Source organism: Kitasatospora sp. NPDC022856 (assembly GCF_055561235.1).
In genome coordinates this window covers 72,138-94,124 of record NZ_JBVHHE010000027.1, presented here as the reverse complement: position 1 = coordinate 94,124, position 21,987 = coordinate 72,138, and the positions used below count along the sequence as shown (strand labels likewise).

General features: G+C 74.9%; 18 protein-coding genes. 8 read left to right on the top strand and 10 right to left on the bottom strand.

What is annotated here, in order from left to right:
* Positions 1-29: 29 nt before the first annotated feature.
* Positions 30-1,394: a dipeptidase gene (locus ACZ34W_RS28685; RefSeq protein ID WP_380393943.1), complete on the bottom strand. Its 1,365-nt coding sequence runs from the start codon at positions 1,392-1,394 to the stop codon at positions 30-32.
* A 169-nt stretch (positions 1,395-1,563) separates the two neighbouring features.
* Between ACZ34W_RS28685 and ACZ34W_RS28680 the strand changes: the two genes are divergently transcribed.
* Positions 1,564-2,841, top strand: coding sequence for a geranylgeranyl reductase family protein (locus ACZ34W_RS28680; protein ID WP_465608187.1), 1,278 nt, complete (start codon positions 1,564-1,566; stop codon positions 2,839-2,841).
* 102 nt (positions 2,842-2,943) lie between these two features.
* Here the strand turns inward: ACZ34W_RS28680 and ACZ34W_RS28675 are convergent, their stop codons facing one another.
* Positions 2,944-5,247: a glycosyl hydrolase family 18 protein gene (locus tag ACZ34W_RS28675; protein WP_465608185.1), complete on the bottom strand. Its 2,304-nt coding sequence runs from the start codon at positions 5,245-5,247 to the stop codon at positions 2,944-2,946.
* A gap of 181 nt (positions 5,248-5,428) precedes the next feature.
* Positions 5,429-6,421 carry an ArsR/SmtB family transcription factor gene (locus ACZ34W_RS28670; protein WP_465608183.1) on the bottom strand — a complete coding sequence of 331 codons (993 nt, stop codon included), beginning with the start codon at positions 6,419-6,421 and terminating at the stop codon, positions 5,429-5,431.
* A gap of 81 nt (positions 6,422-6,502) precedes the next feature.
* Here ACZ34W_RS28670 and ACZ34W_RS28665 point away from each other — a divergent pair, with 81 nt between their 5' ends.
* A complete protein-coding gene (locus ACZ34W_RS28665; RefSeq protein WP_465608181.1) occupies positions 6,503-7,894 on the top strand; it encodes an MFS transporter in 1,392 nt (463 codons plus the stop codon).
* A gap of 60 nt (positions 7,895-7,954) precedes the next feature.
* Here ACZ34W_RS28665 and ACZ34W_RS28660 read toward each other — a convergent pair whose 3' ends face one another.
* Positions 7,955-8,371 (bottom strand): RidA family protein, encoded by a 417-nt coding sequence (locus tag ACZ34W_RS28660; protein WP_465608179.1) that lies wholly within the window; start codon positions 8,369-8,371, stop codon positions 7,955-7,957.
* A 24-nt stretch (positions 8,372-8,395) separates the two neighbouring features.
* Positions 8,396-8,593, bottom strand: a complete 198-nt coding sequence (locus ACZ34W_RS28655; protein ID WP_465608177.1) for a hypothetical protein — start codon at positions 8,591-8,593, stop codon at positions 8,396-8,398.
* 187 nt (positions 8,594-8,780) lie between these two features.
* Between ACZ34W_RS28655 and ACZ34W_RS28650 the strand changes: the two genes are divergently transcribed.
* Positions 8,781-9,554 (top strand): enoyl-CoA hydratase family protein, encoded by a 774-nt coding sequence (locus tag ACZ34W_RS28650; protein ID WP_329490798.1) that lies wholly within the window; start codon positions 8,781-8,783, stop codon positions 9,552-9,554.
* Between the two features lie 13 nt (positions 9,555-9,567).
* Here the strand turns inward: ACZ34W_RS28650 and ACZ34W_RS28645 are convergent, their stop codons facing one another.
* Complete coding sequence (locus ACZ34W_RS28645) at positions 9,568-10,404, bottom strand: maleylpyruvate isomerase N-terminal domain-containing protein (RefSeq protein ID WP_329490799.1); 837 nt, start codon at positions 10,402-10,404, stop codon at positions 9,568-9,570.
* A gap of 119 nt (positions 10,405-10,523) precedes the next feature.
* Here ACZ34W_RS28645 and ACZ34W_RS28640 point away from each other — a divergent pair, with 119 nt between their 5' ends.
* Positions 10,524-11,282 (top strand): acyltransferase, encoded by a 759-nt coding sequence (locus ACZ34W_RS28640; RefSeq protein ID WP_329490800.1) that lies wholly within the window; start codon positions 10,524-10,526, stop codon positions 11,280-11,282.
* A gap of 105 nt (positions 11,283-11,387) precedes the next feature.
* Here ACZ34W_RS28640 and ACZ34W_RS28635 read toward each other — a convergent pair whose 3' ends face one another.
* The gene (locus tag ACZ34W_RS28635; RefSeq protein ID WP_465608174.1) at positions 11,388-12,665 is read right to left on the bottom strand and encodes an RsbRD N-terminal domain-containing protein; all 1,278 of its coding nucleotides are present in this window, start codon (positions 12,663-12,665) and stop codon (positions 11,388-11,390) included.
* A 114-nt stretch (positions 12,666-12,779) separates the two neighbouring features.
* Here ACZ34W_RS28635 and ACZ34W_RS28630 point away from each other — a divergent pair, with 114 nt between their 5' ends.
* Positions 12,780-13,742: an esterase/lipase family protein gene (locus ACZ34W_RS28630; protein WP_465608172.1), complete on the top strand. Its 963-nt coding sequence runs from the start codon at positions 12,780-12,782 to the stop codon at positions 13,740-13,742.
* A 102-nt stretch (positions 13,743-13,844) separates the two neighbouring features.
* On the opposite strand, the gene ACZ34W_RS28625 is transcribed toward ACZ34W_RS28630, so the two are convergent.
* Together ACZ34W_RS28625 and ACZ34W_RS28620 are read right to left on the bottom strand one after the other, a co-directional pair.
* Entirely contained in the window at positions 13,845-14,420 is a 576-nt protein-coding gene (locus ACZ34W_RS28625; protein ID WP_329490803.1) for a HutD/Ves family protein, read from the bottom strand.
* 377 nt (positions 14,421-14,797) lie between these two features.
* Positions 14,798-16,078 (bottom strand): MFS transporter, encoded by a 1,281-nt coding sequence (locus tag ACZ34W_RS28620; RefSeq protein ID WP_465608169.1) that lies wholly within the window; start codon positions 16,076-16,078, stop codon positions 14,798-14,800.
* 116 nt (positions 16,079-16,194) lie between these two features.
* Here ACZ34W_RS28620 and ACZ34W_RS28615 point away from each other — a divergent pair, with 116 nt between their 5' ends.
* The 3 genes from ACZ34W_RS28615 to ACZ34W_RS28605 all read left to right on the top strand — a co-directional run bounded on the left by ACZ34W_RS28615 (position 16,195) and on the right by ACZ34W_RS28605 (position 19,328).
* Positions 16,195-17,376 (top strand): ROK family protein, encoded by a 1,182-nt coding sequence (locus ACZ34W_RS28615; protein WP_329492355.1) that lies wholly within the window; start codon positions 16,195-16,197, stop codon positions 17,374-17,376.
* Positions 17,377-17,514: 138 nt separating this feature from the next.
* Entirely contained in the window at positions 17,515-18,633 is a 1,119-nt protein-coding gene (locus ACZ34W_RS28610) for a PLP-dependent cysteine synthase family protein (protein ID WP_465608167.1), read from the top strand.
* A 98-nt stretch (positions 18,634-18,731) separates the two neighbouring features.
* On the top strand, positions 18,732-19,328 hold the full coding sequence (locus ACZ34W_RS28605; protein WP_352294361.1) for a TetR/AcrR family transcriptional regulator: 597 nt from the start codon (positions 18,732-18,734) through the stop codon (positions 19,326-19,328).
* 42 nt (positions 19,329-19,370) lie between these two features.
* Here the strand turns inward: ACZ34W_RS28605 and ACZ34W_RS28600 are convergent, their stop codons facing one another.
* Positions 19,371-21,782, bottom strand: a complete 2,412-nt coding sequence (locus ACZ34W_RS28600; protein ID WP_465608164.1) for a right-handed parallel beta-helix repeat-containing protein — start codon at positions 21,780-21,782, stop codon at positions 19,371-19,373.
* Between the last annotated feature and the right edge of the window lie 205 nt (positions 21,783-21,987).

Sequence of the window (21,987 nt, the reverse complement as noted above, 5' to 3'; positions counted from 1 at the left end):
CCGTCACACCGGCAGGGCGGGGCGGGGACTCAGACGGAGCGCAGCTCGGCGTACCGGTGCAGGAAGAGCGCCTCGGTCAGCGCCATCCGCTCCAGCTCCCGCGGGTCGACGCTCTCGTTGACCGCGTGGATCTGGGTGGTCGGCTCCTCGACGCCGATCAGCACGATCTCGGCCTGCGGGTAGAGCGACTGCAGGGTGTTGCAGAGCGGGATCGAGCCGCCCTCGCCCGAGGCGACCATCGGCGTGCCGAAGGCCTCGGCCATCGCCGCGCCCATCGCCTCGTAGGCCGGGCCGGAGGTGTCGGCGGCGAACGGCTCACCGGCGCCCTGCCGTTCGATCCGCAGCCGGGCACCGGCCGGTGCCTGTGCCTCCAGGTGGGCGATCAGCGCGTCCTGGGCGGCGAGGGCGTCGCCGCCCGGCGGCACCCGCAGGCTGACCAGCGCCTTGGCGGCGGCCTGGACGGAGGAGGTGGCGCCGATCACCGGCGGGGCGTCGATGCCGTGGACGGTGACGGCCGGGCGGGCCCAGAGCCGGTCCGCGACGGTGCCGGTGCCGGTCAGCGCCACGCCGTCCAGCACCTTGGCGTCGGCGCGGAACTGCTCCTCGGGGTACTGCACCCCGGGCCAGGTCTGGTCGCTGGTCAGGCCGGCCACCGCGACGTCGCCGTGCTCGTCGTGCAGCGAGGCCAGCATCCGGACCAGGCCCTGCAGGGCGTCCGGGGCGGCACCGCCGAAGGCACCCGAGTGCAGGTTTCCGGCCAGGGTGGTGAGCGACACCTCGACCATCGTCATACCGCGCAGGGTGGCCGTGACGGTCGGCAGGCCGGCGGTGAAGTTGCCGGTGTCGCCGATGACGATGGCGTCGGCCGCGAGCAGCTCGGGGTGCGCCTGGGCGTACTGCTCCAGGCCGCCGGTGCCCTGCTCCTCCGAACCCTCGACGATGATCTTCAGCCCGACCGGGTAGCCGCCGTCAACCCGGCGCAGTGCCCGCAGGGCCGTCAGGTGCATCAGGATGTTGCCCTTGCAGTCGGCCGCGCCGCGCCCGTACCAGCGGCCGTCCCGCTCGGTCAGTTCGAAGGCCGGGCTGAGCCAGGCGTCCTCGTCGAGCGGGGGCTGCACGTCGTAGTGGGAGTAGAGCAACACGGTCGGCGCGCCCTCGGGGCCGGGCAGCTCGGCGTAGACGGCCTGGGTGCCGTCGGGGGTGTCCAGCAGCTGCACCTTCGTCAGGCCCTCGGCGGCGAAGGCGTCCGCGACCCAGCGGGCGGCGCCGCGGCACTCCTCGACCGGGAACTGGCGGGGGTCGGCCACCGAGCGGAACGCGACCAGTTCGGCGAGGTCGGTGCGGGCACGGTCCATCAGGGACCGGACGGCGTCGGCCAGGGGCTGCTGCGGCATCGGGGGCTCCGGTGGTGGTGGTCCGGCCCGGAGGGTGTTCCGGGCGGACGGTGCTGACAGGGGGATATGTCGATCATAGGCGGATCGAACGGGCGGTCCGGAGGGCCGTCCGGGCGTTCGGGGCGGCGCGACGGACGGTGGCTCCGGAGGACGCATAGGATTGCTCGACGTGACTGACTCCGGAAGCTCCGATTCCCGTAGCCCGCTCGACGCCGAGGCGCCCGGACAGCCGTCCGAGCCGCAGCCCGCCCCGCCGCGGGACGGGCCCGATCCGCTGGACGGCGTCTGGGACGTCGTCGTGGTCGGCGCCGGACCGGCCGGGGCCTCGGCCGCGCAGGCCGCCGCCGCCCAGGGCCGCCGCGTCCTGCTGCTCGACAAGGCCGAGCACCCCCGGTACAAGACCTGCGGCGGGGGCATCATCGGCCCCTCCCGGGACAGCCTGCCGCCGGGCTTCCGGCTGCCGCTGCAGGACCGGGTGCACGCCGTCACCTTCGCGTACGGCGGCCGCTTCACCCGGACGCGGCGCTCGAAGCGGATGCTGTTCGGGCTGGTCAACCGGGACGAGTTCGACCTGCGCCTGGTCCAGGCGGCCAAGCAGGCGGGGGCGGTGCTGGTCACCGGAGTGACCGTCACCGGAGTCGAGCAGCGCGGCGGCGAGCACCGCACGGCCGTGGTCACCGCCGCCGACGGGCGCACGTTCGAAGCGCGGGCGGTGGTCGGCGCGGACGGCAGCGCCAGCCGGATCGGGCGGCACGTCGGCGTCTCCTTCGACCAGATCGACCTCGGGCTGGAGGCGGAGATCCCCGTCCCGGCGGAGGTCGTGGCGGACTGGGCCGGCCGGATCCACCTCGACTGGGGTCCGCTGCCGGGCAGTTACGGCTGGGTGTTCCCGAAGACCGAGTCGAACAGCCTGACCGTCGGTGTCATCTCGGCGCGCGGCGACGGCGAGCGGACCAAGCAGTACCTGGCCGACTACATCCGCCGGCTCGGGCTGGCCGGGTTCCCGCCGAGCGTGGAGTCCGGGCACCTGACCCGCTGCCGGGCCGAGGACTCGCCGCTCTCGCGCGGCCGGGTGCTGGTCGCCGGGGACGCGGCCGGTCTGCTGGAGCCGTGGACCCGCGAGGGCATCTCGTACGCGCTGCGCTCGGGCCGGCTGTCCGGGGAGTGGGCGGTCAAGGTGGCCGAGGCGGGCACCGCGGCCGAGGTCCGCCGCGAGGCGCTGAACTACGCGTTCGCGATCAAGGCCGGGCTGGGCGTGGAGATGCGGGCCGGCAAGCTGATGCTGGCCGCCTTCGAGCGCCGTCCGTACCTGTTCCACGCGGCGGTCTGCCTGGTCGCCCCGGCCTGGCGGGCGTTCGCCCGGACCACCCAGGGCCACACCACCTTCGCCCAGGTGCTGCGCCAGTACCGGGCGGCCCGCAAGCTGACCTCGCTCGCCTCGCGGTAGCGGGCGGGGCTCCCGCGGGCCGGCGTCGGCCGGTCCGCGGGAGCCTCTTCGTGCGGTTCGTTCCGAGGGCGGCGCCGGTCCGGGGACCGGCGCCGCCCGGGCTCACTTCAGCCCGGTGTCGAGCGCCGTCATGAGGGCGCCGTTCGGGGTGTCGCCGGTCATCTCCCAGATCATCGCGCCGAGCAGGTTCTTCGACTTCAGGTAGGTCGTCTTCTGGCCGATCGACCAGGCGTCGTCGAAGGTCCACCACTGCCCGCCCGCACCCGTGTACCCGTACGTGGCGATCGACTGGGCGTCGTGGTGGACGGTGAGGTTGGGGAAGGTGGTGATCAGGTTGTTGTACCCGCGGGTGCCGGCCTCCTCGGCGAACTGGCCGGGCGCCGCGCCGGTCGCGCTCTGCCACTCGCCCGCCGCGCCGCCGTCCGCCACGCCCTGCCAGCCGCGTCCGTAGAACGGGAAGCCGATGGTGAGCTTGCGCGGGTTGACCCCGGCGGAGAGGTAGGCCTGGACGGCCGCGTCCACGCTGAAGTGGAACGGGTACGGGTCCTGGCCGTCGGCGTACAGGTTGGCCTGGTGCCCGGCCCGGTTCGGCTCCCAGGAGTTGTCGCTGCCGGCGCCGTGGAAGTCGTAGCCCTGGACGTTGGCGATGTCCAGGTAGTTGAAGATCTTCGAGAGGTCCCAGCCCTGGCCGATCTTGACCGGGTCGGCCGGGGTGAAGGCGGTCAGCAGCTTGTGGGAGCCGCCGAGCGCGTCGAGCTGCTTGCGGAACTCGGCCAGCAGCAGGGTCAGGTTGGCCTTGTCGGCCGTGCTGTAGTGGTTGCCGGCGTGGCCGTCGGCGGAGCCGGGCCACTCCCAGTCGAGGTCGATGCCGTCGAAGATCCCGGCCGCCACGCCGTCACCGCCGGCGCCGTTGTAGAGCGGCAGGTTGCCCTTGATCCAGGTGTCGACGCAGGACTTCACGAACTTCTGCCGGGAGGCCTCGGTGGCGGCCGCGTCCGAGAAGTACTTGGAGTACGTCCAGCCGCCGAGCGAGACGACCACCTTGAGGTTGGGGTACTTGGCCTTGAGCTTCTTCAACTGGTTGAAGTTGCCGCGCAGTTTGCCCCAGCCGTCGTCGGCCACGCCGTCCACGGACTGCGCCGCGCTCATCGGGCGGGCGTAGTCGGCGTCGGCGTCGCCCGCGCCGGTGCCCTGGTCCGGGTCCTGCGGGTCGGCCGTGGTGCCCTTGGTGACGCCGGCCAGGCAGGTCAGGTTGACCGGATCGATGTTCTCGAAGGCGTAGTTGATGACGTCGAGCTTGGCCGCGCTGCCCGAGGTGTCGAGGTTCTTCACGAAGTACTGGCGGCCGTAGATGCCCCACTGGGTGAAGTAGCCGACCCGGGCGTACTTCCCGGCCCCGACCAGGTCGGAGGTGGTGACGGCGAGCGCCGCGGAGGCGGGGGAGGCGTTGTCGGCGCCGTCGCGGGCCTTCACGGTGAAGGTGTAGGCCGTCGACGGGGAGAGGCCGCTGACGGTGGCGGTCAGGGTGCTGCCGGTCACCGTCCTGACCAGCGCGGGGCCCTGGTAGACGTCGTAGGCGGCCACCCGCTGGTTGTCGGTGGCGGCGCTCCAGGCCAGCGTCACGTCGGTGGAGGTCACCGCGGTGGCACGCAGGCCGGTGGGCGCCGTCGGCGGGACGGGGTCGGTGGCCGGGTCGAAGGTGGCGGCCGTGACGGACGCGCTCGACGGGCCGGTGTTGCCCCGGGTGTCCTTGGCGCGCACCGCCAGGGTGTACGAGGTGGCGGGGGTGAGCCCGGTGACCACGGTGTCGGTGGTCGCGGCGGCGGCCAGTACCGTGCTGCCGCTCAGGACCTCGTAGGAGGCGACCGGGAAGTCACCGCCGGTGGCGGCCGGCCACTTCAGTGCCAGGCTGTGCGCGGTCGACTCGGTGACCACCGGCGTGCCGGGGGCGGACGGCAGGACGTCCGAACTCCCGTCGCACTTGTCGCCGTTGATCCGGCAGCCGGTCGGCGTGCCGATCGGGCCGTTGGCCACGAACCAGAAGCTGTACGGCTCGGTGGTGCCGTGCGCCGGGACGCTCGCGTTGTAGAAGGCGTTGGTGGCGGTGACGTGCCGGCCGGTGGTGGTCGCGGTGCCGTTGTAGCTGTTCTGGACGGTCACGCCGGCCGGGAGGTCGAACTCCAGCGTCCAGCCGGAGACGGCGGCGGCGTTGTCGTTGCGGACGATGTAGGTGCCCTTCCACCAGGAGCCGTTGTCGGCGGTGGTGAAGGTGGCGGTCAGTTTTCCGGCCGCGTGCGCCGGGGCGGCCAGCGCGGTGAGCGCGGCCAGTGGCAGGAGCAGGGCGGAGAGCAGCGCCAGCAGTCTGCTGCGCGCTCGCGGGCGTCGGGCCCGGGGTCGAGCGGACATGGTTCTCCCTGTGACTGTGGGGGGTTGAACAGGGCGACGTAGAACCGTACGGGTGGTGCCGCGGCCGTGGTGCGTGGCCGACCGGTGCCCGCGCCGTGGGGAGACAGGGGCATGGGCACTGTAGGAGGACTGGACCAATGCGTCAACAGGTCTGTACCAATTGGGAGTTGGTGCGGGCGGACTAGCCCCGGCGCGGGTGCCCGGTCAGCTCGTCGCCGAGCGGGCTGCGGCCGTAGAGCACCGAACGGCCGTGCCGGGCCCGGGTGACCAGGCCGGTCCGGTGCAGGACCGCCAGGTGCTGGCTGACGGCGCCCGGTGTGACGCCCAGGCGGTAGGCCAGCTCGGTGGTGGAGGCCGGCTCGGCGAGCAGTGCCAGCAGCCGGGCCTTGGGCGCGCCGAGCAGCAGCTCCAGCGCGCGCGGGGTGACCGGGGCGGTCGGCGCGGCCATCCCCGCCCGGCCGCGGGCCGGGTAACTGATCTGCGGTGGGCGGTCATTGCTGATCATCGTGATCGCGCCGCGGGCGAAGAAGGTCGGGACCAGCACCAGCCCGCGGCCGTCCACGGTGATCTCGCCGTCCCAGTCCGTCCAGCGGCGGTTGATCGAGAGCAGGCCGTCCGCCCAGTGCAGCCGGTGGTCCAGGTCGGCGAAGAGGGCCGCGGCGCCCTGCTGGGACAGCACCCGCGCCCGGTAGACGAGGTCCGCCTCCAGTACGGCGCGGGCCCGCGGCCACCAGGCGGGGGCCAGGCAGCGCTCCCAGTACTCCTCCAGCGCGTCGGCGATCCGGGCCAGCAGCCGGACCGGATCGGCGAGCCCGGCCGCCAGCGGGGCGGGCAGCGGCCGGCCGTGCGGCAGGAAGGTCTGCTCCAGTTCGGCGCGCAGCTGCTCGGGCGGCAGCGCCCGGACCACGGCCAGCTCGGCCCGGAAGTCCGGCGCGGGGACGGACGGGCGGGGCGTCAGGAAGTCGGGGATCCACCGGTTGGCGGCGACCAGGGAGAGCAGCAGCCCGGAGTCCAGCCGTTCGAAGCTCGGGCGCAGCCGCTCGAAGGCGGCGGACTGCAGCGGGTAGACGCCGGGGTGGGTCCACATCCGCAGGCTGAGCGCGGCCTCCTGGATCGGCGAGCAGGCGAACCAGGTGCTGGCGAGATCGGCCAGATCCAGCCTGAACCGGTGCAACTCCGACCCCGTCCCTCCAGCTGCTTTGAGGCAGAGCCTAAATGATTACTGCGGACGCCGGGGACGCGGTGGGATCGGGGCATGAACACCTCACCGGCGTCGTCCGCCGCGCCTTCGCCCGTCGCCGGCCCGGCCGGTCCCCCGGATCCGCCACCGCCCTCGGCCGCGTCGGATTCCTCGGCCGCGGGCGGTACCTCGCAGCCGGGCCCGGTCGGCCGGCCCGCCGGGGGCTCGCGGCTGCTGCACCCCGACCCGATGGTGCGCCGGCTCGCCGGCATCACCCTCGTCAACACCGTCGGCAGCGGGCTCTCACTCGCCGTAGGCGTGCTCTTCTTCACCCGCGTCCTCGGACTGAGCGCCGCCCAGCTCGGGATCGGGCTCACCGCCGCCGGCCTCTGCGGCGTCGCCGCCAGCGTGCCGGCCGGGCGGGCGGCCGACCGCTGGGGAGCGCGGCCGGTGCTGGTGGTCCTGATCACGGTGAACGCGCTGGGCACCGCCGGCTACGCCCTGGTGCACAGCTACCCGGCGTTCCTGGCGCTGGCCTGCGTGGTGAGCGCGGTCGACCGCGGCGCGGCCGCCGTGCGGAACGCGCTCTACGCCGAAGTGCTGCCCGCCGACCGCAGGGTCGCGGGCCGGGCCTATCTGCGGGTGGTCACCAACGCAGGCCTCTGTCTGGGGACGGCGCTCGGCGCCGTCGCACTCCAGGTGGACAGCCGGCCGGCCTATCTGACGGCGATCCTGGCCGACGCCCTCTCGTACCTGGTGGTCGCGGCGCTGTTCCACCGGCTGGCCGTCCCGGCCAGGGTCCGCCCGGCGGCCCGCCCGGTGGCGGGCGACGGACCGGGCGAGCCCGCCGGCCGGCGGCGCAACCCCGCCCTGCGGGACGGGCCGTTCCTGGTGGTGACCGTGCTGAACGCGCTGCTCTGCCTGCAGTTCGCGATGCTGGAGGTGGGTGTGCCGCTCTGGGTGGTCCAGCACACCGAGGCGCCCCGGATCACCGTGGCCGGCACCCTGATCGTCAACACCGTGCTGGTGATAGCCCTGCAGGTGCGGGCCACCCGGGGCACCGAGGACCCGGCGACGGCCGCCCGGGTCTGCGGCCGGGCCGGGCTGATCCTGGCGGCCTCCTGCCTGGTGCTCGCCCTCGCCCACGGGCTGCCCGCGGCGATCGCCGCCGTGCTGGTGCTCGCCGGGGTGGCGCTCCAGGCGTTCGGCGAGGTGCTGAGCCAGGCCGGCGGATGGGCGCTCAGCTACGACCTGGCCGGGGAGCGCGACCACGGCGCCTACCAGGGCGTCTACAACGCCGGGTCGGCCGCCTCGCTGATGATCGGCCCCGCCGTCGTCAGCACCGCCGTGGTCGGGTGGGGCCTGTTCGGCTGGGTCGCCCTCGGCGTGCTGCTCGCCGGGGCGGGCCTCGCCATGGGGCCCGCCGTCCGGTGGGCCCGGGGCCGCGAAGGGGCCACCGCGGGGTAGGCCGGGTCGCCGGTCCGTCCGGCCCCCGGGGAGCCGGACGGTCAGCGGGTGGCCGGTCGGTCAGCGCTGCTCCGGGACCAGGGCGAGCGCCTCCACCTCGATCAGCACCTCGGGCAGGAACAGCGCGGCGACCTGCACCGCCGAGCTCGCCGGGAGCGGGGTCGAGCCGAAGTACGCGTCCCGGGCCCCGCGCACGGCGGGCATGAACGCCATGTCGGTGACGAAGTAGGTCAGCTTGACGACGTCGGCGAAGCCGGCCCCGGCGGCGGCCAGGCAGCGGCCCAGGTTCTCGAACACCTGGCGCGCCTGCGCCTTCGGGTCGCCGGTTCCGACCAGGTGCCGCTGTTCGTCGAACGCGACCTGGCCGGAGACGGCCACCAGGCGGCCGGTGCCGGTGACGACCTGGGTGTAGCCGGTGCCGGGGGCGACTCCGGGCGGCTCGGCGATGTGGGTGAGGTGCGGGCGCTGGGAAGTCATGACCCCATCGTGGCCGACGGGTGATCAGATGCACCAGGGCCTTCGCCCGCCGCCGCTCAGCGGACCGCCGTAGAGGTGCACCGGCGAGCCGATCAGCTCCTCGGACGCGCGCCAGGCCGTCGCGGTGTGCGCGCGCAGGCCGCGACGGCCGGCGGCGGTGCGCAACTGCAGGCCGGTCTCGTTGATCCGGGGCGCGAGCAGGAGGACGGCGTCGGTGGTCATGGCCCGATGCTGCCGTGGCGCACGACCGCCCGACCACCGGATTTCGGCGCGACGGGGTGACGGGGCTCGCGGCGGGTGGCTCTGGCCGAGCGGCGGGTGGGCGTGTCAGAGTCGACCGGGCGCCGTCCGAGCCGGGCGGCCGCCACGCAATCCGACCCACCCTCAGCCGGAAAGCAGGCCCGCACCGATGACCCGCGAAGTGCCCTTCGTCCGTGTCGCCACCACCGATGCCGTCACCACGCTGACCCTCGACTCGCCGCACAACCGCAACGCGCTCTCCACCCGGCTGATGGCCGAGCTGACCGCCGCCCTGGCCGCCGCCGCGGCCGACCCGGACGTCCGCGCGGTGGTGCTCGGCCACACCGGCAAGGTGTTCTGCGCGGGCGCGGACCTCTCCGAGGCGACCGGTACGGACCCGACGGTGGGCCCGCGCGGCCTGGTGGACCTCCAGCGGGCCATCGTGGACTGCGCGAAGCCGGTGATCGCGGTGATCGACGGACACGTCCGGGCGGGCGGCCTCGGGCTGGTCGGCGCGGCCGACCTCGCCCTGGCCGGCCCGGCCGCCACCTTCGCGTTCACCGAGGTCCGGCTCGGCCTGGCACCCGCCGTCATCTCGCTGCCGCTGCGCCCCAAGCTGGACCCGCGCGCCGCCTCCCGCTACTACCTGACCGGCGAGGTCTTCGACGCCGCCGAGGCCGCCCGGATCGGGCTGATCACCGAGGCGACGGACTCCGCGGAGTCCACCGGAACCGCGCTGAAGGGCCTGCTGGACGCCCTGCGGCTCGGGTCGCCGCAGGGCCTCGCACAGTCCAAGCGGCTGGCCAACGCCGAGGTGGTGCGCTCCTTCGAACGGGACGCGGACGAGCTGGTCCAGCTCTCGGCGCGGCTGTTCGGCTCGGACGAGGCGCAGCAGGGCATGCGGGCGTTCCTGGAGAAGCGGCCCGCGCCCTGGGCGCGCTGAACCCCGGCCGGGGTCAGCTCCAGCGGACGACGGCCGTCTCCCGCCAGAGGTCCAGCAGCGCCCGGTCCCCGGTCAGCTCGACCCGCTCCGCGGGCAGCCGGTTCCAGAGCAGCAGGTAGAGGTCGCGGGCCGGGCCGCTGATCGTGAGGTCGGCCGGGCCCGCGGCCCCGGCCGCCCGGCGGGTGACGGTGAGCGGCTCCCGGCTGATGGTGAGCAGCCAGGAGCCGGGCCCGTCGGTCGGTATGCCGCCGGGTGCGGGGTCGGTGGGCCCGGCGCTCGGCGTGACGTCGCCGGGTGCGGGGTCGGTGGGCCGGATCAGCACGGTGCGCGGCTGTTCGCTGCGCACCCGGGCGCGGCCGCGGGACATGAAGCCCGCCAGCAACTCGTCGATCCCGTCCAGGGCCAGGCCGGTGGCGACCCGGGGGCCGTCCGCCCCGGCGGCCGCGTCCGCGTCGAAGCGGTGCACCGCGGTCTCGTGCGCCTGACGGCGGGCCCAGAACGCCAGCGGGGTCGGCGCGGGCAGGAAGCTCCAGCACTCCAGGTCGGCCGGGGCCGCCGCGAGCGCCGCCACCAGGGCGGCGTGGCCGGTCCGGAACCAGTCGACCAGCGCCGCGTCCGACGGCTCCGGTCCCCAGGCGGCGCGCTCGCCCTCGGCGTCCAGCGGCTCCCGGTGGCCGTCCCGCACGAGGGCGGTGGCCCAGCGGTGGACCTGGCCGGTGTGCAGGACGAGGTCGCGCAACTGCCAGTCGGGGCAGGTGGGGACGGGGGCGGCGAGGTCGGTGCGGGCGGCCGCGTCGGCCAGCAGGACGCCCTCGCGGCGCAGCGCGTCGATGTGCTCGATGATCTCCATGGTCGACGAGTGTCGCACCGCTCGCGGATTTCGGACACGGTACGGGCGCCCCTCCGGGACGGGTGTGATGTTGGCCGCCTCCTCGGTGACGGCGCCGGGGCGACCGGTAGCGTGGCGGCATGTCGATCACCAGTTCCCTGTTCTCCGCCGCCCGGGCGGGCAGCCGACGCGTCGCGGGCCGCCTCGTCCACCGGGGCTGGACGTGGGTTCAGCGGGCCGGTGCGGTGTCCAGCGAGAGCCCCGGTCCGTACCGGTTCGGCGAACTGGGCGCGGGGACGAAGCTGACCTTCCCGCTCGGGGCGATCTTCAACGAGCGGTGGATCACGATCGGCCCGTTCTCGATCATCGGCGAGCGCGTCACCATCAGCGCGGGCTTCCTGCCCGGCCTCGACCTCGGGCCGGACCCGATCGTGCGGATCGGCGGCGGCTGCGTGATAGGCCGTGACAGCCACATCGTCGGCCACCAGTCGATCGTACTCGGCGACGACGTCTGGACCGGCCCGGGCGTCTACATATCCGACCAGGCCCACGAGTACCGCGCGACCGACCTGCCGATCGGCAAGCAGTGGCCGCGCAACGAACCGGTCGAGATCGGCGGCGGCAGCTGGATCGGCACCGGCGCCGTGATCCTCCCCGGCGCCCGGCTCGGCCGCAACGTGGTGGTCGCGGCCGGCTCGGTGGTGCGCGGTGAGATCCCCGACCACAGCGTGGTGGCCGGAGCCCCCGCGAAGATCGTCCGACGCTGGACCGCCGAGGAGGGCTGGCAGCCGCCGTTCCGTACCGACCCGCCCAACCCCTTGCCGGACGGCATCACCGCCGACCAGCTGCGCGCGCTCGCCGGGTGGGACCTGCGGCTCCCCGGCGAGACGGGGGTGTGAGGCGGGGCGGTCGGCGGGGCCGAAGTCGGGCGGCGTCGGCGGGAACGGCGGGCTGGGGGTCGAGGGCTGAGGGCCGGGGCGTCGGCGTCCGGCGGGTCCGGCCGGTCAGGCCGGCTCCTGGGCGCGCTCGGCGTCCCGGGCGGCGATGGCGGCGGTGATCCGGAGCAGGTCGGCGGGTCGGGTCGGGTCGAGGCCGGTGAGGACGGCCACCCGGCGCAGCCGGTAGTCGACCGTGTTCGGGTGCAGGTGCAGGGTGCGGGCCGTGTGGCGGCGGTTGAGGCCGCCGGCCAGGTGGGTGCGGAGCGTGGCGAGCAGTTCGCCGCCGTCCTCCAGGGGCGCGAGCAGTGAGGCGAGCCGGGATCTCGCCTGGCTCGGCCGGCTGAGCTGGTACTCCAGCAGGACGTCGTCCAGGCGGTGCAGCCCGGGCGGGCGGGCGAAGGCCCGCGCCACCTCCAGCACTTCGGTGGCGAGCACGGCCGCCGCCGCCACCCCGGCGGGTGCGGCGACGGCCGCCCCGGCCCGGACCGGGACCCCGGCCGCCCGGGCGGTGCCGGCCACGGTGTCCGCGAGGCGCTGCCAGATGTCGGCCGGGGCGGCGTCCGGCCGGCACTCCAGCGGGATCAGCACCGGGCCGCCCGAGGAGGAGAGCGCGGTGAGCGCCGACTGCCGGGTGCGGTGGTCGAGTTCGGTGCGCAGCCGGCGCAGCTTGCGGTGGCCGGCCACGGTCCGGTCGACGCCGGGCGCCCGCTCGTCGGGGTGGTCGGCGACGGCGAGGCAGAGCACGGCGTAGGAGGGCGGCAGCCGGATCCCGGCCCTGGTGGCGGTCTCCTCGGCGGGGGCGCCGTCGAGCAGCGCGGTGAGCAGGGCGAGGCGGGCGGCCCGCTGCTCGTCGGCGAGGGTGCGGCGTTCCTCGACGTACCCGGCGCCGGCGGCGGAGGTGGCCTGGCGGAGCTGGTCGAGCAGCAGCCGGTTGAGCACCAGCAGGTCGGCGGCGTCGTCGTCGTGGGCGTCCCTGGTCACCAGCTCCCAGCAGACCTCCATCCCGAGGTGGTGGGCGAGCAGGACGGCGTCCAGCGGCAGGCCCTCCTCCGCCCGCCGGGCGGCGGCCTCGCGGACGGAGGTGAACTCCTCGTCGTCGGCGGGGTTCCCGGTGCGGACGGCCTGGGCGAGGGCGCGGATCCGGCGTTCGGTGACCTGGCTGAGTTCACCCGCCACCTGCTCGTGCGGCAGGCGGCGGTAGGTCGGCACCCGGGCGAGCAGGGTGGCGATGACGGCCTCGACCAACTCGGGTACGGCGCCGAGCAGCCGCTGGTCGGCGGGCACTCCGCCGATCAGCGGGATCCGCCAACCGGGGGCGCGAGCGGGTGAATTGTGACCGGTCACAGAAAACACCGTCCAGGTCTGGGGGACACCCAAGGGCCGGGCCGGAGGGGCGACCGCATGATGGAGGCACTCGGGTTACCTGTTGGTAACAAACTTCCGTTGTGGAGGCAACAGTTGAGAACCCCACTTCTCCGCTCCGCCGCCGGACCGGTACGCCGCAGACTCCTCGGAGCACTCGGCTCGGCCCTGCTGGCCGGTGCGCTGCTCGCCGGCGCCCCCGCCACCGCCGCACACGCCGCACCGGACGCGACCCCCACCGCGTCCGGCGTGGCGGCCCAACTGCCTCCCGACGGCGACTCGGTGGCCTCGCCGCCGGGTGCCAACGACTGGGCCTGCAAGCCGACGGCGGCCCACCCCGATCCGGTGGTCCTGGTGCACGGCACCTTCGCCAACCGCTACGAGAACTGGCTGGTGCTCTCGCCCCTGCTGAAGAGCCAGGGTTACTGCGTCTTCGCCCTGGACTACGGCATGGTCCCCGGCGTCACCTCCTCCGGCAGCGGCCTGGTGCTGCCGATCGGCGGGCTCGGTCCGGCCGCCGAGTCGGCCGCGCAACTCGGCCGCTTCGTCGACCTGGTGCGCGGCGCGACCGGCGCGGCGAAGGTCGACCTCGTCGGCCACTCGCAGGGCGGCATGCTCCCGAACTACTACGTGAAGTTCCTCGGGGGCGCGTCGAAGGTCGACAAGGTGATCGGCCTGGCGCCGTCCAACCACGGGACGACGCTCGACGGCATCGCCAACCTCGCCCCGTACCTCCCCCGGGTGGCCGAACTGATCTACACGGCCTGCCCGGCCTGCAAGGACCAGGTGGTGGACTCCGCCTTCAACCGGAAGATGGCGACGGTGGCGGACACCGTGCCCGGCGTCCGCTACACGGTGATCTCGACCGTGTACGACGAGGTCGTCACGCCGTACCGGACGCAGTTCCTCAGCGGCCCGAACGTGAACAACGTCGTCCTGCAGGACCGTTGCCCGCTCTCGCTCGCCGAGCACGTGGCCATCGCCTTCTCGCCGACCGCGTTGCACCTGGTCACCAACGCGCTCGACCCGGCCCACGCGTCCCCGGTGTACTGCGGCTGACGCGCCGTCCGGCCGCCGGGTGCGGCGTGCCGCCCGCACAGGAAGTCGGACCCGCCGGCTTCCTGTGCGGTGGTGTGTCCCGGGCGGGTGTGCCGTGCGGTGTCAGGCGGGCGGCGTGCGGAAGGTGACGGCGGCGGTCACGCCGTCGGGCCGGAGCTCGTACGGGCCGGGCCCGGCCGGCAGGGCGGCGTCGTAGCGGTCGAGCACGGTGTCGCCGACGGTGGCGCGGCCGGCCAGGCAGACCAGCAGGACGGTGCCACCGGCCGGGACGTCCACGGTGCGCGGCCCGGTGGTCAGCGCGAGGTCGGCGCTGGTGCGCCCGCGACGGGTCATCACGTTGAAGTCCACCACCGGGCCGCCGAGCAGTCGGCAGCCGGTGTCGGCCTCGCCGGAGAACGCGAACGGGCGGAACGGGGTGTCGACGAGGTGCTCGGCACCGTCGACGGTCAGGGCCATACCGGGGCCCTCGACCAGGGTGATCACCCGGTCGACGCCGGGGAACGCGGAGAACGGCCCGGCGGAGGCGACGTCGGCGAGGCTGACCCGCCAGTCGAAGGCGTCCAGCCCGGCCCCCGCGGGGAACCCGGCGACCTCCCTGGTCACCCCGCCCCCGTTCAGCCACGCCGTCGCCGGGCGCTCGTCCGCCCGCAGTACCTGGATCCGCCCGGTCGTCGTCATGGCCGCATCCTGTCACGGGGCGGGACGCGGGAGTGCGCCCGGAGGTCCGGGGGGCTGCCGGGGGCGCTCGCCGGGGGGAGTACGGGAGACCGCCGGTCCGCGGACCGGCGTGCGGGGGGCCGCCGCCGAGGTGATCGGCCGGCCGTGGGTCGCCCCGGTGGGACCGTGGGTGGGTGGGTGGGTGGCCGGTGGCCCCGACCGGGGGTGCGCTCGCGGGGGTGTGCCGCCGGTCCCGGCATGGAGCCGGTGGCACCCGGCCCGCCGGTCGGGGCTCCCGACCGGCGGGAGGTGCCGCGGGCCGTCGTGCGGTGGCCGGTGGCGGGTGCGACGCGTGGTGGGGCGTCCTCACCGCCCGCCGTACCCGGCGACGGGCTCCGTCAGTGGGTGCGGCGGGCGGTGAGGGGGAGCAGGGCGGCGAGGACGGCGGCGAGCGCGACCGAGGTGAGGGCGAGCGGGAGTCCGACGGCGTCGGCGAGGAAGCCGATCACCGGCGGGCCGATCAGCATGCCGCCGTAGCCCAGGGTGGAGGCGAGCGCGACGCCCTGCGGGCCGCCGGTGGCTCCGGCCTGGGCGATGGCGAGCGGGAAGATGTTGGCCAGGCCGAGGCCGACCAGCACGAACCCGGACAGCGCGAGCGGTACCGAGGGCGCGAGTGCGGCCAGCAGCATGCCGGCCGCGGCGGTCAGGCCGCCGAGGACGATCACCCGGTTCTGGCCCAGCCTGATGGAGAGCCAGGTGCCGCCGACCCGGCCGCTGGTCATCGCGAAGGCGTACGCGGCGTACCCGGCGGCGGCCGTGCCGGCACTGGCGTGGACGTCGTCGGTGAGGTGCAGGGTGGTCCAGTCCGCGATGGCGCCCTCCCCGTAGGCGCAGCAGAGCGCGGTGAGGCCGAGCAGCAGGACGAGCAACCGGGCGTGCGGCACCCGGGCCGGCTCCTTGGGGGCGGCCGCAGTGGTGGGGGAGGTGGGCGAGGCGGGGGCGGCGGGCGAGTCGGCCGCCCGGCCGGGGGCGACGAGCGGCGCGGCCGGGCCGCGGAGCAGGACGACGCCGGCGCCCGCCGTGACGGCCAGGCCCAGCAGGCCGCTCAGGGCGAGCGCCCACGTGGTGGTGAGGGTGCCGGCGAGCAGTCCGCCGACGCCCGCGCCGACCAGGCCGCCGAGGCTGTACCCGGCGTGGAAGCTCGGCATCACCGGGCGGCGCAGCTGGGCCACCAGGTCGACGGCGGCGCTGTTCATCGCGACGTTGGCACCGCCGTACCCCGCCCCGAAGAGCAGCAGGACGCCGCCGAGCGCCGCGACCGAGTGGGCGTGGGCGGGCAGCGGGACGGCGAGGCTGAGCAGCGCCAGCGAACCGACGGTGACCGGTCGCGAGCCGTACCGGAGGCAGAGCCGGCCGACCAGGGGCATGGTGGCGACGGCACCGGCCGAGACGCAGAGCAGGGCGAGCCCGAGCGCGCTGTGGGAGGCGCTGACCTGGCTGCGGATGTCCGGGATGCGGACCACCCAGGCGGCGAAGAGGAAGCCGTCGACGGCGAAGAAAGCGGTGAGTGCGAGCCGTGCCGCGCCCCAGGGGGTGCCGGAAGCGGCCGGAGTGCTGCGAGACTGGAGGGACGGCCGGTCGACCCGGTCATGGACGTGGATTTTGTTTCGGAGCGGCACAAAGTAACAATAGGGCCGTGCAGCTCACTCCATCAAGTCCGAAGCCCGGCTCCGGGGCCGACCACGACGCCCAGCGTGACGCCCACCGCCGCTCGGCCCCCGATCGCGGTCGCACGCTGCTCGGCCCGGCGCTCTCGCTCATCCACACCGGCCAGACCCCCACCCGCTCGGCGCTCACCCGTGCGCTGGACGTCACCCGGGCCACCGCCGGAGCGGTCACCGCGGAGCTGGAGGCGCTCGGCCTGATCACCGTCGACTCCCGGCCGGCCGGCGGCGGCCGCGGCCGCCCGTCGCACCGGCTGGCCATCGACCCGGCCGGTCCGGTGGTGATCGCCGGCCAGATCCACGCCGACGGGCTGAGCGTCACCCTCGCCGGACTCGGCGGACTGCTCGATCCGCCCGTGCACCGGCCGCTGCCCGCCGCCACCGACCCGGTCCGGATGCTCCGCGCCGTGGCCGAGGCCGGCGCCGAACTGGCCCGCCACAGCAGCCGCCGCTGCCTCGGTGCCGCGCTCGCGCTGCCCAACCCGGTCACCGAGCCGGACGGCACCGCGCTCGCCGCCCTGCACTTCGCCTGGCCCAGCGGCACGCCCGTCGCCGACCTGTACGACGTCGAGGTCGGCCGCGCCGACAACGGCCCGCTCGCGCTGGACCCGCTGCCCACCGCGATCGCCAACGACGCCAACCTCGGCGCCCTCGCCGAGTACCGGCACGGTGCCGGCCGGGGCGCCCGCCATCTGCTGCTGGTCACCTCCGGCCACCGGGGCGTCGGTGGCGCGCTGGTGATCGACGGCCGCCTGCACACCGGGAGCGCCGGGCTGGCGCTGGAGGTCGGCCACCTCACCGTCGACCCGCAGGGCCGCCCCTGCCAGTGCGGCAACCGCGGCTGCCTCAACGCCGAGACCGACCCGGACGCGCTGTTCGCCGCCGCCGGGCTCACCCCCGACCCGGACCGCCCGCTGCTCGACCAGGCCGGCGAGCTCTGCCGGGCCGCCGCGACGGACGAGCGGGCCCGGGCGGCCGTCGAGCACGTCATCGACCGGCTCGGCCTCGGACTGGCCGGCGTCGCCAACATCCTCAACCCGGACCGGGTGGTGCTCAGCGGTCTGCACCTCGATCTGCTGGAGGCCGCGCCGGAGCGGCTGCGGGCGGTGGTCGCCGAGCGCAGCCTCTGGGGGCGCAGCGGCCGGGTGCCGATCGTGGGCGCCGAGCTGGCGCACGGCGCACTGGCGGGCGCGGCCGAGCTGGCGTGGCGGCCCTACCTCGCCGACCCGCAGTCGGTGCAGGCGGGGGCGTAGCAGGGCGGGCGGCGGCGGAGCGCGGCGAGGCCCGGTGGCCGTGGATAAGCGGAAGCTGGGGCTACGAAAACCGTCACTTATCGTGACTCTCGTACACTCGTAGTGAGCAACCGGGGGGTTCGAGCGAGGAGAGTGACCATGGGTGCGCAGCCGAGTGCCGAACGGACCGAGGATGTGGACCGCTCCGACGCGGCCTACCGCGGCTGGCTCAAGGAGGCGGTGCGCAAGGTCCACGCCGATGCCAACCGCTCGGCCGACACCCACCTGCTCCGGTTCCCGCTCCCCCTCGACTGGGGCATCGACCTCTACCTCAAGGACGAATCCACGCACCCCACCGGCTCGTTGAAGCACCGGCTGGCCCGCTCGCTGTTCCTGTACGGCCTCTGCAACGGCTGGATCCGGCCCGGCAAGCCGGTGATCGAGGCGTCCAGCGGCTCCACGGCCGTCTCCGAGGCCTACTTCGCCCAGCTCATCGGCGTGCCGTTCATCGCGGTGATGGCCAAGTCCACCAGCCAGTCCAAGATCGACCTGATCGAGTTCCACGGCGGCGAGTGCCACCTGGTCGAGCGCTCCGACGAGGTGTACGCGGCCTCCGCCCGGCTCGCCGAGGAGACCGGCGGCCACTACATGGACCAGTTCACCTACGCGGAGCGGGCCACCGACTGGCGGGGCAACAACAACATCGCCGAGTCGATGTTCGCCCAGCTGCGCCTGGAGCCGCACCCGGAGCCGGCCTGGATCGTCGCGACCGCCGGGACGGGCGGGACCTCGGCGACCATCGCCCGGTACGTGCACTACATGCAGTACGACACCCGAATCTGCGTCGCCGATCCGGAGAACTCCTGCTTCTTCGAGGGCTGGGTCGGCCACGATCCGGACGCGGTCTGCGAGAGCGGCTCGCGGATCGAGGGGATCGGCCGGCCGCGGATGGAGCCGAGCTTCGTGCCCGGCGCGATCGACCGGATGATGAAGGTCCCGGACGCCGCCTCGATCGCGGCCGTGCGGGTGCTGGAGCAGGTGCTCGGCAAGAAGGCCGGCGCCTCCACCGGAACGGGGCTGTGGAGCGCGCTGAAGATCGTCGCCGAGATGCGGGCGGCCGGGGTGCGGGGGAGTGTGGTCACCCTGATCTGCGACCCGGGCGACCGCTACCTCGACAAGTACTACTCGGACGACTGGCTGGCCGGGGAGCGGATCGACATCGCGCCCCATCGGGCCCGGCTGGAGTCCTTCCTGGCCGGCGGGGCCTGGACCGGCTGACCCGCGGCGGGCGTCACCCCTGCCCCTGGCATCGCCGCGGGCGGGGCGGCGCTGCTCCTTTCATGGCTCTATTGCCTAGCGCTGCTAGAGTCGATGTCATGTCAATCCAGGAGCGCCGCGGGCGCGAACGCGCCGAGCGGCACCAGCTGATCATTCGAACCGCCCGTGAGCTGGCGGAGTCCGAGGGCTGGGAGGCGGTGACGACCCGCCGGCTGGCCGAACGGATCGAGTACAGCCAGCCCGTGCTCTACAGCCACTTCGCCGGCAAGGACGCGATCGTGGCCGCCGTCGCGCTGGAGGGCTTCGCGGAACTCGCCGCCGAGCTGCGGGCGGTCACCCGCGGGGCGGCCGGGCCGGCCGGGGCCTTCCGCGCCGTCGCGGGCCGCTACCTGGCGTTCGCGGCGGCCAACCCGGCACTCTACGACGCGATGTTCGTGCTCGCGACGGACCTGCCGTTCGGCCGTCCGGACTCGCCCGCCCCGCTGAAGGAGGCGTTCGCCGCCCTCGCCGGACCGGTCGCCGAGGTGGCCGGGGCCGAGGATCCGGAGCCCTTCACCGAGGTGGTCTGGGCGGCCCTGCACGGCCTGGCCACCCTCGCCCGGAGCGGCCGGCTCCGGCCGGACCACGCGGAGCCCCGACTGGCGCTGCTGGTGGACCGGATGCTGGGCGACGAGGCGGCCGCGGAACGCGGCTGAGCGCGGGGCCGCGCGGGTGTCCACCTGCCCGGCGGACGACGGTCAGGGCAGGCGGGCCGCCGGCAGGTCGGCGGGGACGAGCAGCTGCAACTCCTCGGTCGACGGATCCGCGAGGTGGGCGACCCGCATGGCGTGCCGCTCCACCATCGTCTCGAAGACCTGCCGCGCGGTGCGCCCGTTGCCGAAGTTGGGGCCGCGCTCCAGCGTCCCGAAGTGCAGGAGCAGCGCGCCCTCGGTCGCCTCGGCCAGCGCGTACTCGTGCTCGGCGCACTGCGCGCGGGCGATCTCCAGCAACTCCTCCGCGGAGTAGTCGGGGAAGGTGATGGTGCGGGAGAACCTGGACGAGACACCGGGGTTGGCGGAGAGGAAGCGTTCCATCTCGGCGGTGTAACCGGCCACGATGACGACCACTTCGTCCCGGTGGTCCTCCATCAGTTTGACCAGGGTGTCGATCGCCTCCCGGCCGAAGTCCCGGGCCCCGTCCTCGGGTGCCAGCGCGTACGCCTCGTCGATGAAGAGCACGCCGCCGCGTGCCCGGTCGAAGGCGGCCGCGGTGCGGATCGCGGTGGAGCCGATGTGCTCGCCGACCAGGTCCACCCGGGCCACCTCGACCAGGTGCCCGCGCTGGAGCACCCCGAGCGAGGCCAGGATCTCGCCGTAGAGCCGGGCCACGGTGGTCTTGCCGGTGCCGGGGGCCCCGGTGAAGACGAGGTGGCGGCGGAGCGAGGGGGCCTTCAGCCCGGCCTGGCGGCGCCGGCGCCCGACCGCGATCAGGTCGATCAGGGTCCGGACCTCCTGCTTGACGGTGGCCAGGCCGACCAGCGCGTCGAGTTCGGCCAGCGCCTCGTCGGCCGGGCGGCAGTCCGGGATCGGCCCGATCGCCGAAGGCGCCGGCAACGCCGGTGCGGTGGCCGTCAGTTGGGCGGCCCGTGCGGTCCGTGCGGCGCGGGGGGCCGGCAGCTCGGCGGCCGGAGCGGCCGGGGCGACGTCGTCCGACGTGCAGGCCTCCACCACCGGGCCGGGTTCGGAGAACTCGAAGCCGGCCCGTTCGTTCTGCTCGGCCCGGCAGCGGGTCAGCACCGTGCGGCAGCCGTCGATGATGTGGAAGCCGAAGCCCTTGCCGTGCGAGACCCGGCAGTCCTCGAAGGTTCCCCGGCCCTGGGCGGAGACGTAGACGCCGGCGTCCGAGCTGGCCCGGACGGTGCAGTCGCGCAGGACCGGGTCGGCGCCCTTGGTGACGATCACGCCGGTCGCGACGTCGGAGATCTCGCAGTCGGTGAGCAGCCCGCCGCTGCCGTGGTCGCGGAACCAGAGCCCGGTGCCGGCCTCCTGGACCCGGCAGCCGCTCAGCGTCACCCCGGCGCCGCCGCTGACCGAGACGGCCGAGCTGCGGATCCGGCTGAACGAGCAGCCCTCGGCGGTGGCGGCGGAGTCGCGGTCGAGCACGAAGAGCGCGTCCGGCAGGTCGTGCAGCGAGCAGTCGGTGAGGGTCAGCCGGGCGCCGTCGCTGACCCAGAGGGCCGGGTACTCGCCGGTCGAGCTGTGGATCTCGCAGGATTCGGCGATGGCCTCGGTGCCCTGGTCCCAGACCGAGAGCGCACCGCGCCCGAAGTCCCGCACGGTGGTGCCGGCCAGTGTGAGCCGGGCCCGGCCGCGCAGGTCGGCGCCGTTCTCCGGCAGGTCGTGCACCCGGCAGCCGGTCAGGACGAGTTCGGCCTCGCTGTCCAGGGTGATCCCGTTGCCGGTGACCCGGTGGATGTCGCAGTCGACCAGCCGGCCGCCGGCGTGGGCCTCCGCCTGGACGCCGCTGCCGCGGATCTCGTAGATCTCGCAACCGGTCAGCTCGGCGGCGCTGCCCGGGTCGGTCAGGAGTACCCCGGCGCCGGTCGCGTGGTGGACCCGGCAGCGTTCCAGCGCGGCCGTGGCCCCGCCGAGCACGGCCAGTCCGGCCTGTCCGGCGGCGGCGACCTCGCAGTCCTCGAAGGCCGCCGCGGTGCCCTCGCCGCGCAGCCGCAGGCCCAGCCCGGCGGGGTTGGCGACCACGCAGCCGCGCAGGGTGGGCCGGGCTCCGCCGGTGACCTCGACGCCGGTGGCCGAGCGGGTCTCCACCCGGCAGCCGCCGAGCGCGGGCGTCGCCTCCGGGCCGGTGATCAGCACGGCCGGGAGGGAGCTGTCGCTGCCCTCGATCACCAGGTCGCGGACGGTCGCGGCGGCCGTCACGGTCAGCGGGACACCGCTCGGGGGGTCGATCCGGACCGTGCCGGGGCCCTGCGCCGGGACGATCGTGACCGGCTTGTCCAGGACGAGGTTCTCCCGGTAGGTGCCGGGTCGGACGGTCACGGTGTCGCCCGGCTCGGCGGCCGCGAGGGCCTCCGTGAGGGTGTCGTACTCGCCGGCGCGGCGACGCCAGCGGGAGGCGCTGTCCTGGGTGACTCGGACCCTGTGCTCAGCCATGACGGTCTGTCGTCCCCACCTTCATCGAGCTGGCGATCCCATCGGGCCGCACGCGCGGGGTGCGCGGGTGGCCCGCCCACCGTAGCGCGCCCGCGACGGTGCTCCGGCCGCCGGCGGCCGGCCCCGGCCGGGGACCGTTCCGGGTTCCACACATGTTTCAACGAGCGCACACAGTCGGGGTTCCGAACGGATGCGCCGGCGCGGC

Coding starts and splice junctions, on each gene's coding strand:
- ACZ34W_RS28650 (WP_329490798.1), top strand. CDS start 8,781: ATGACCCGCGAAGTGCCCTTCGTCCGTGTCGCCACCACCGATGCCGTC.
- ACZ34W_RS28660 (WP_465608179.1), bottom strand. CDS start 8,371: ATGACTTCCCAGCGCCCGCACCTCACCCACATCGCCGAGCCGCCCGGA.
- ACZ34W_RS28655 (WP_465608177.1), bottom strand. CDS start 8,593: ATGACCACCGACGCCGTCCTCCTGCTCGCGCCCCGGATCAACGAGACC.
- ACZ34W_RS28645 (WP_329490799.1), bottom strand. CDS start 10,404: ATGGAGATCATCGAGCACATCGACGCGCTGCGCCGCGAGGGCGTCCTG.
- ACZ34W_RS28665 (WP_465608181.1), top strand. CDS start 6,503: ATGAACACCTCACCGGCGTCGTCCGCCGCGCCTTCGCCCGTCGCCGGC.
- ACZ34W_RS28685 (WP_380393943.1), bottom strand. CDS start 1,394: ATGCCGCAGCAGCCCCTGGCCGACGCCGTCCGGTCCCTGATGGACCGT.
- ACZ34W_RS28605 (WP_352294361.1), top strand. CDS start 18,732: ATGTCAATCCAGGAGCGCCGCGGGCGCGAACGCGCCGAGCGGCACCAG.
- ACZ34W_RS28610 (WP_465608167.1), top strand. CDS start 17,515: ATGGGTGCGCAGCCGAGTGCCGAACGGACCGAGGATGTGGACCGCTCC.
- ACZ34W_RS28600 (WP_465608164.1), bottom strand. CDS start 21,782: ATGGCTGAGCACAGGGTCCGAGTCACCCAGGACAGCGCCTCCCGCTGG.
- ACZ34W_RS28625 (WP_329490803.1), bottom strand. CDS start 14,420: ATGACGACGACCGGGCGGATCCAGGTACTGCGGGCGGACGAGCGCCCG.
- ACZ34W_RS28640 (WP_329490800.1), top strand. CDS start 10,524: ATGTCGATCACCAGTTCCCTGTTCTCCGCCGCCCGGGCGGGCAGCCGA.
- ACZ34W_RS28675 (WP_465608185.1), bottom strand. CDS start 5,247: ATGTCCGCTCGACCCCGGGCCCGACGCCCGCGAGCGCGCAGCAGACTG.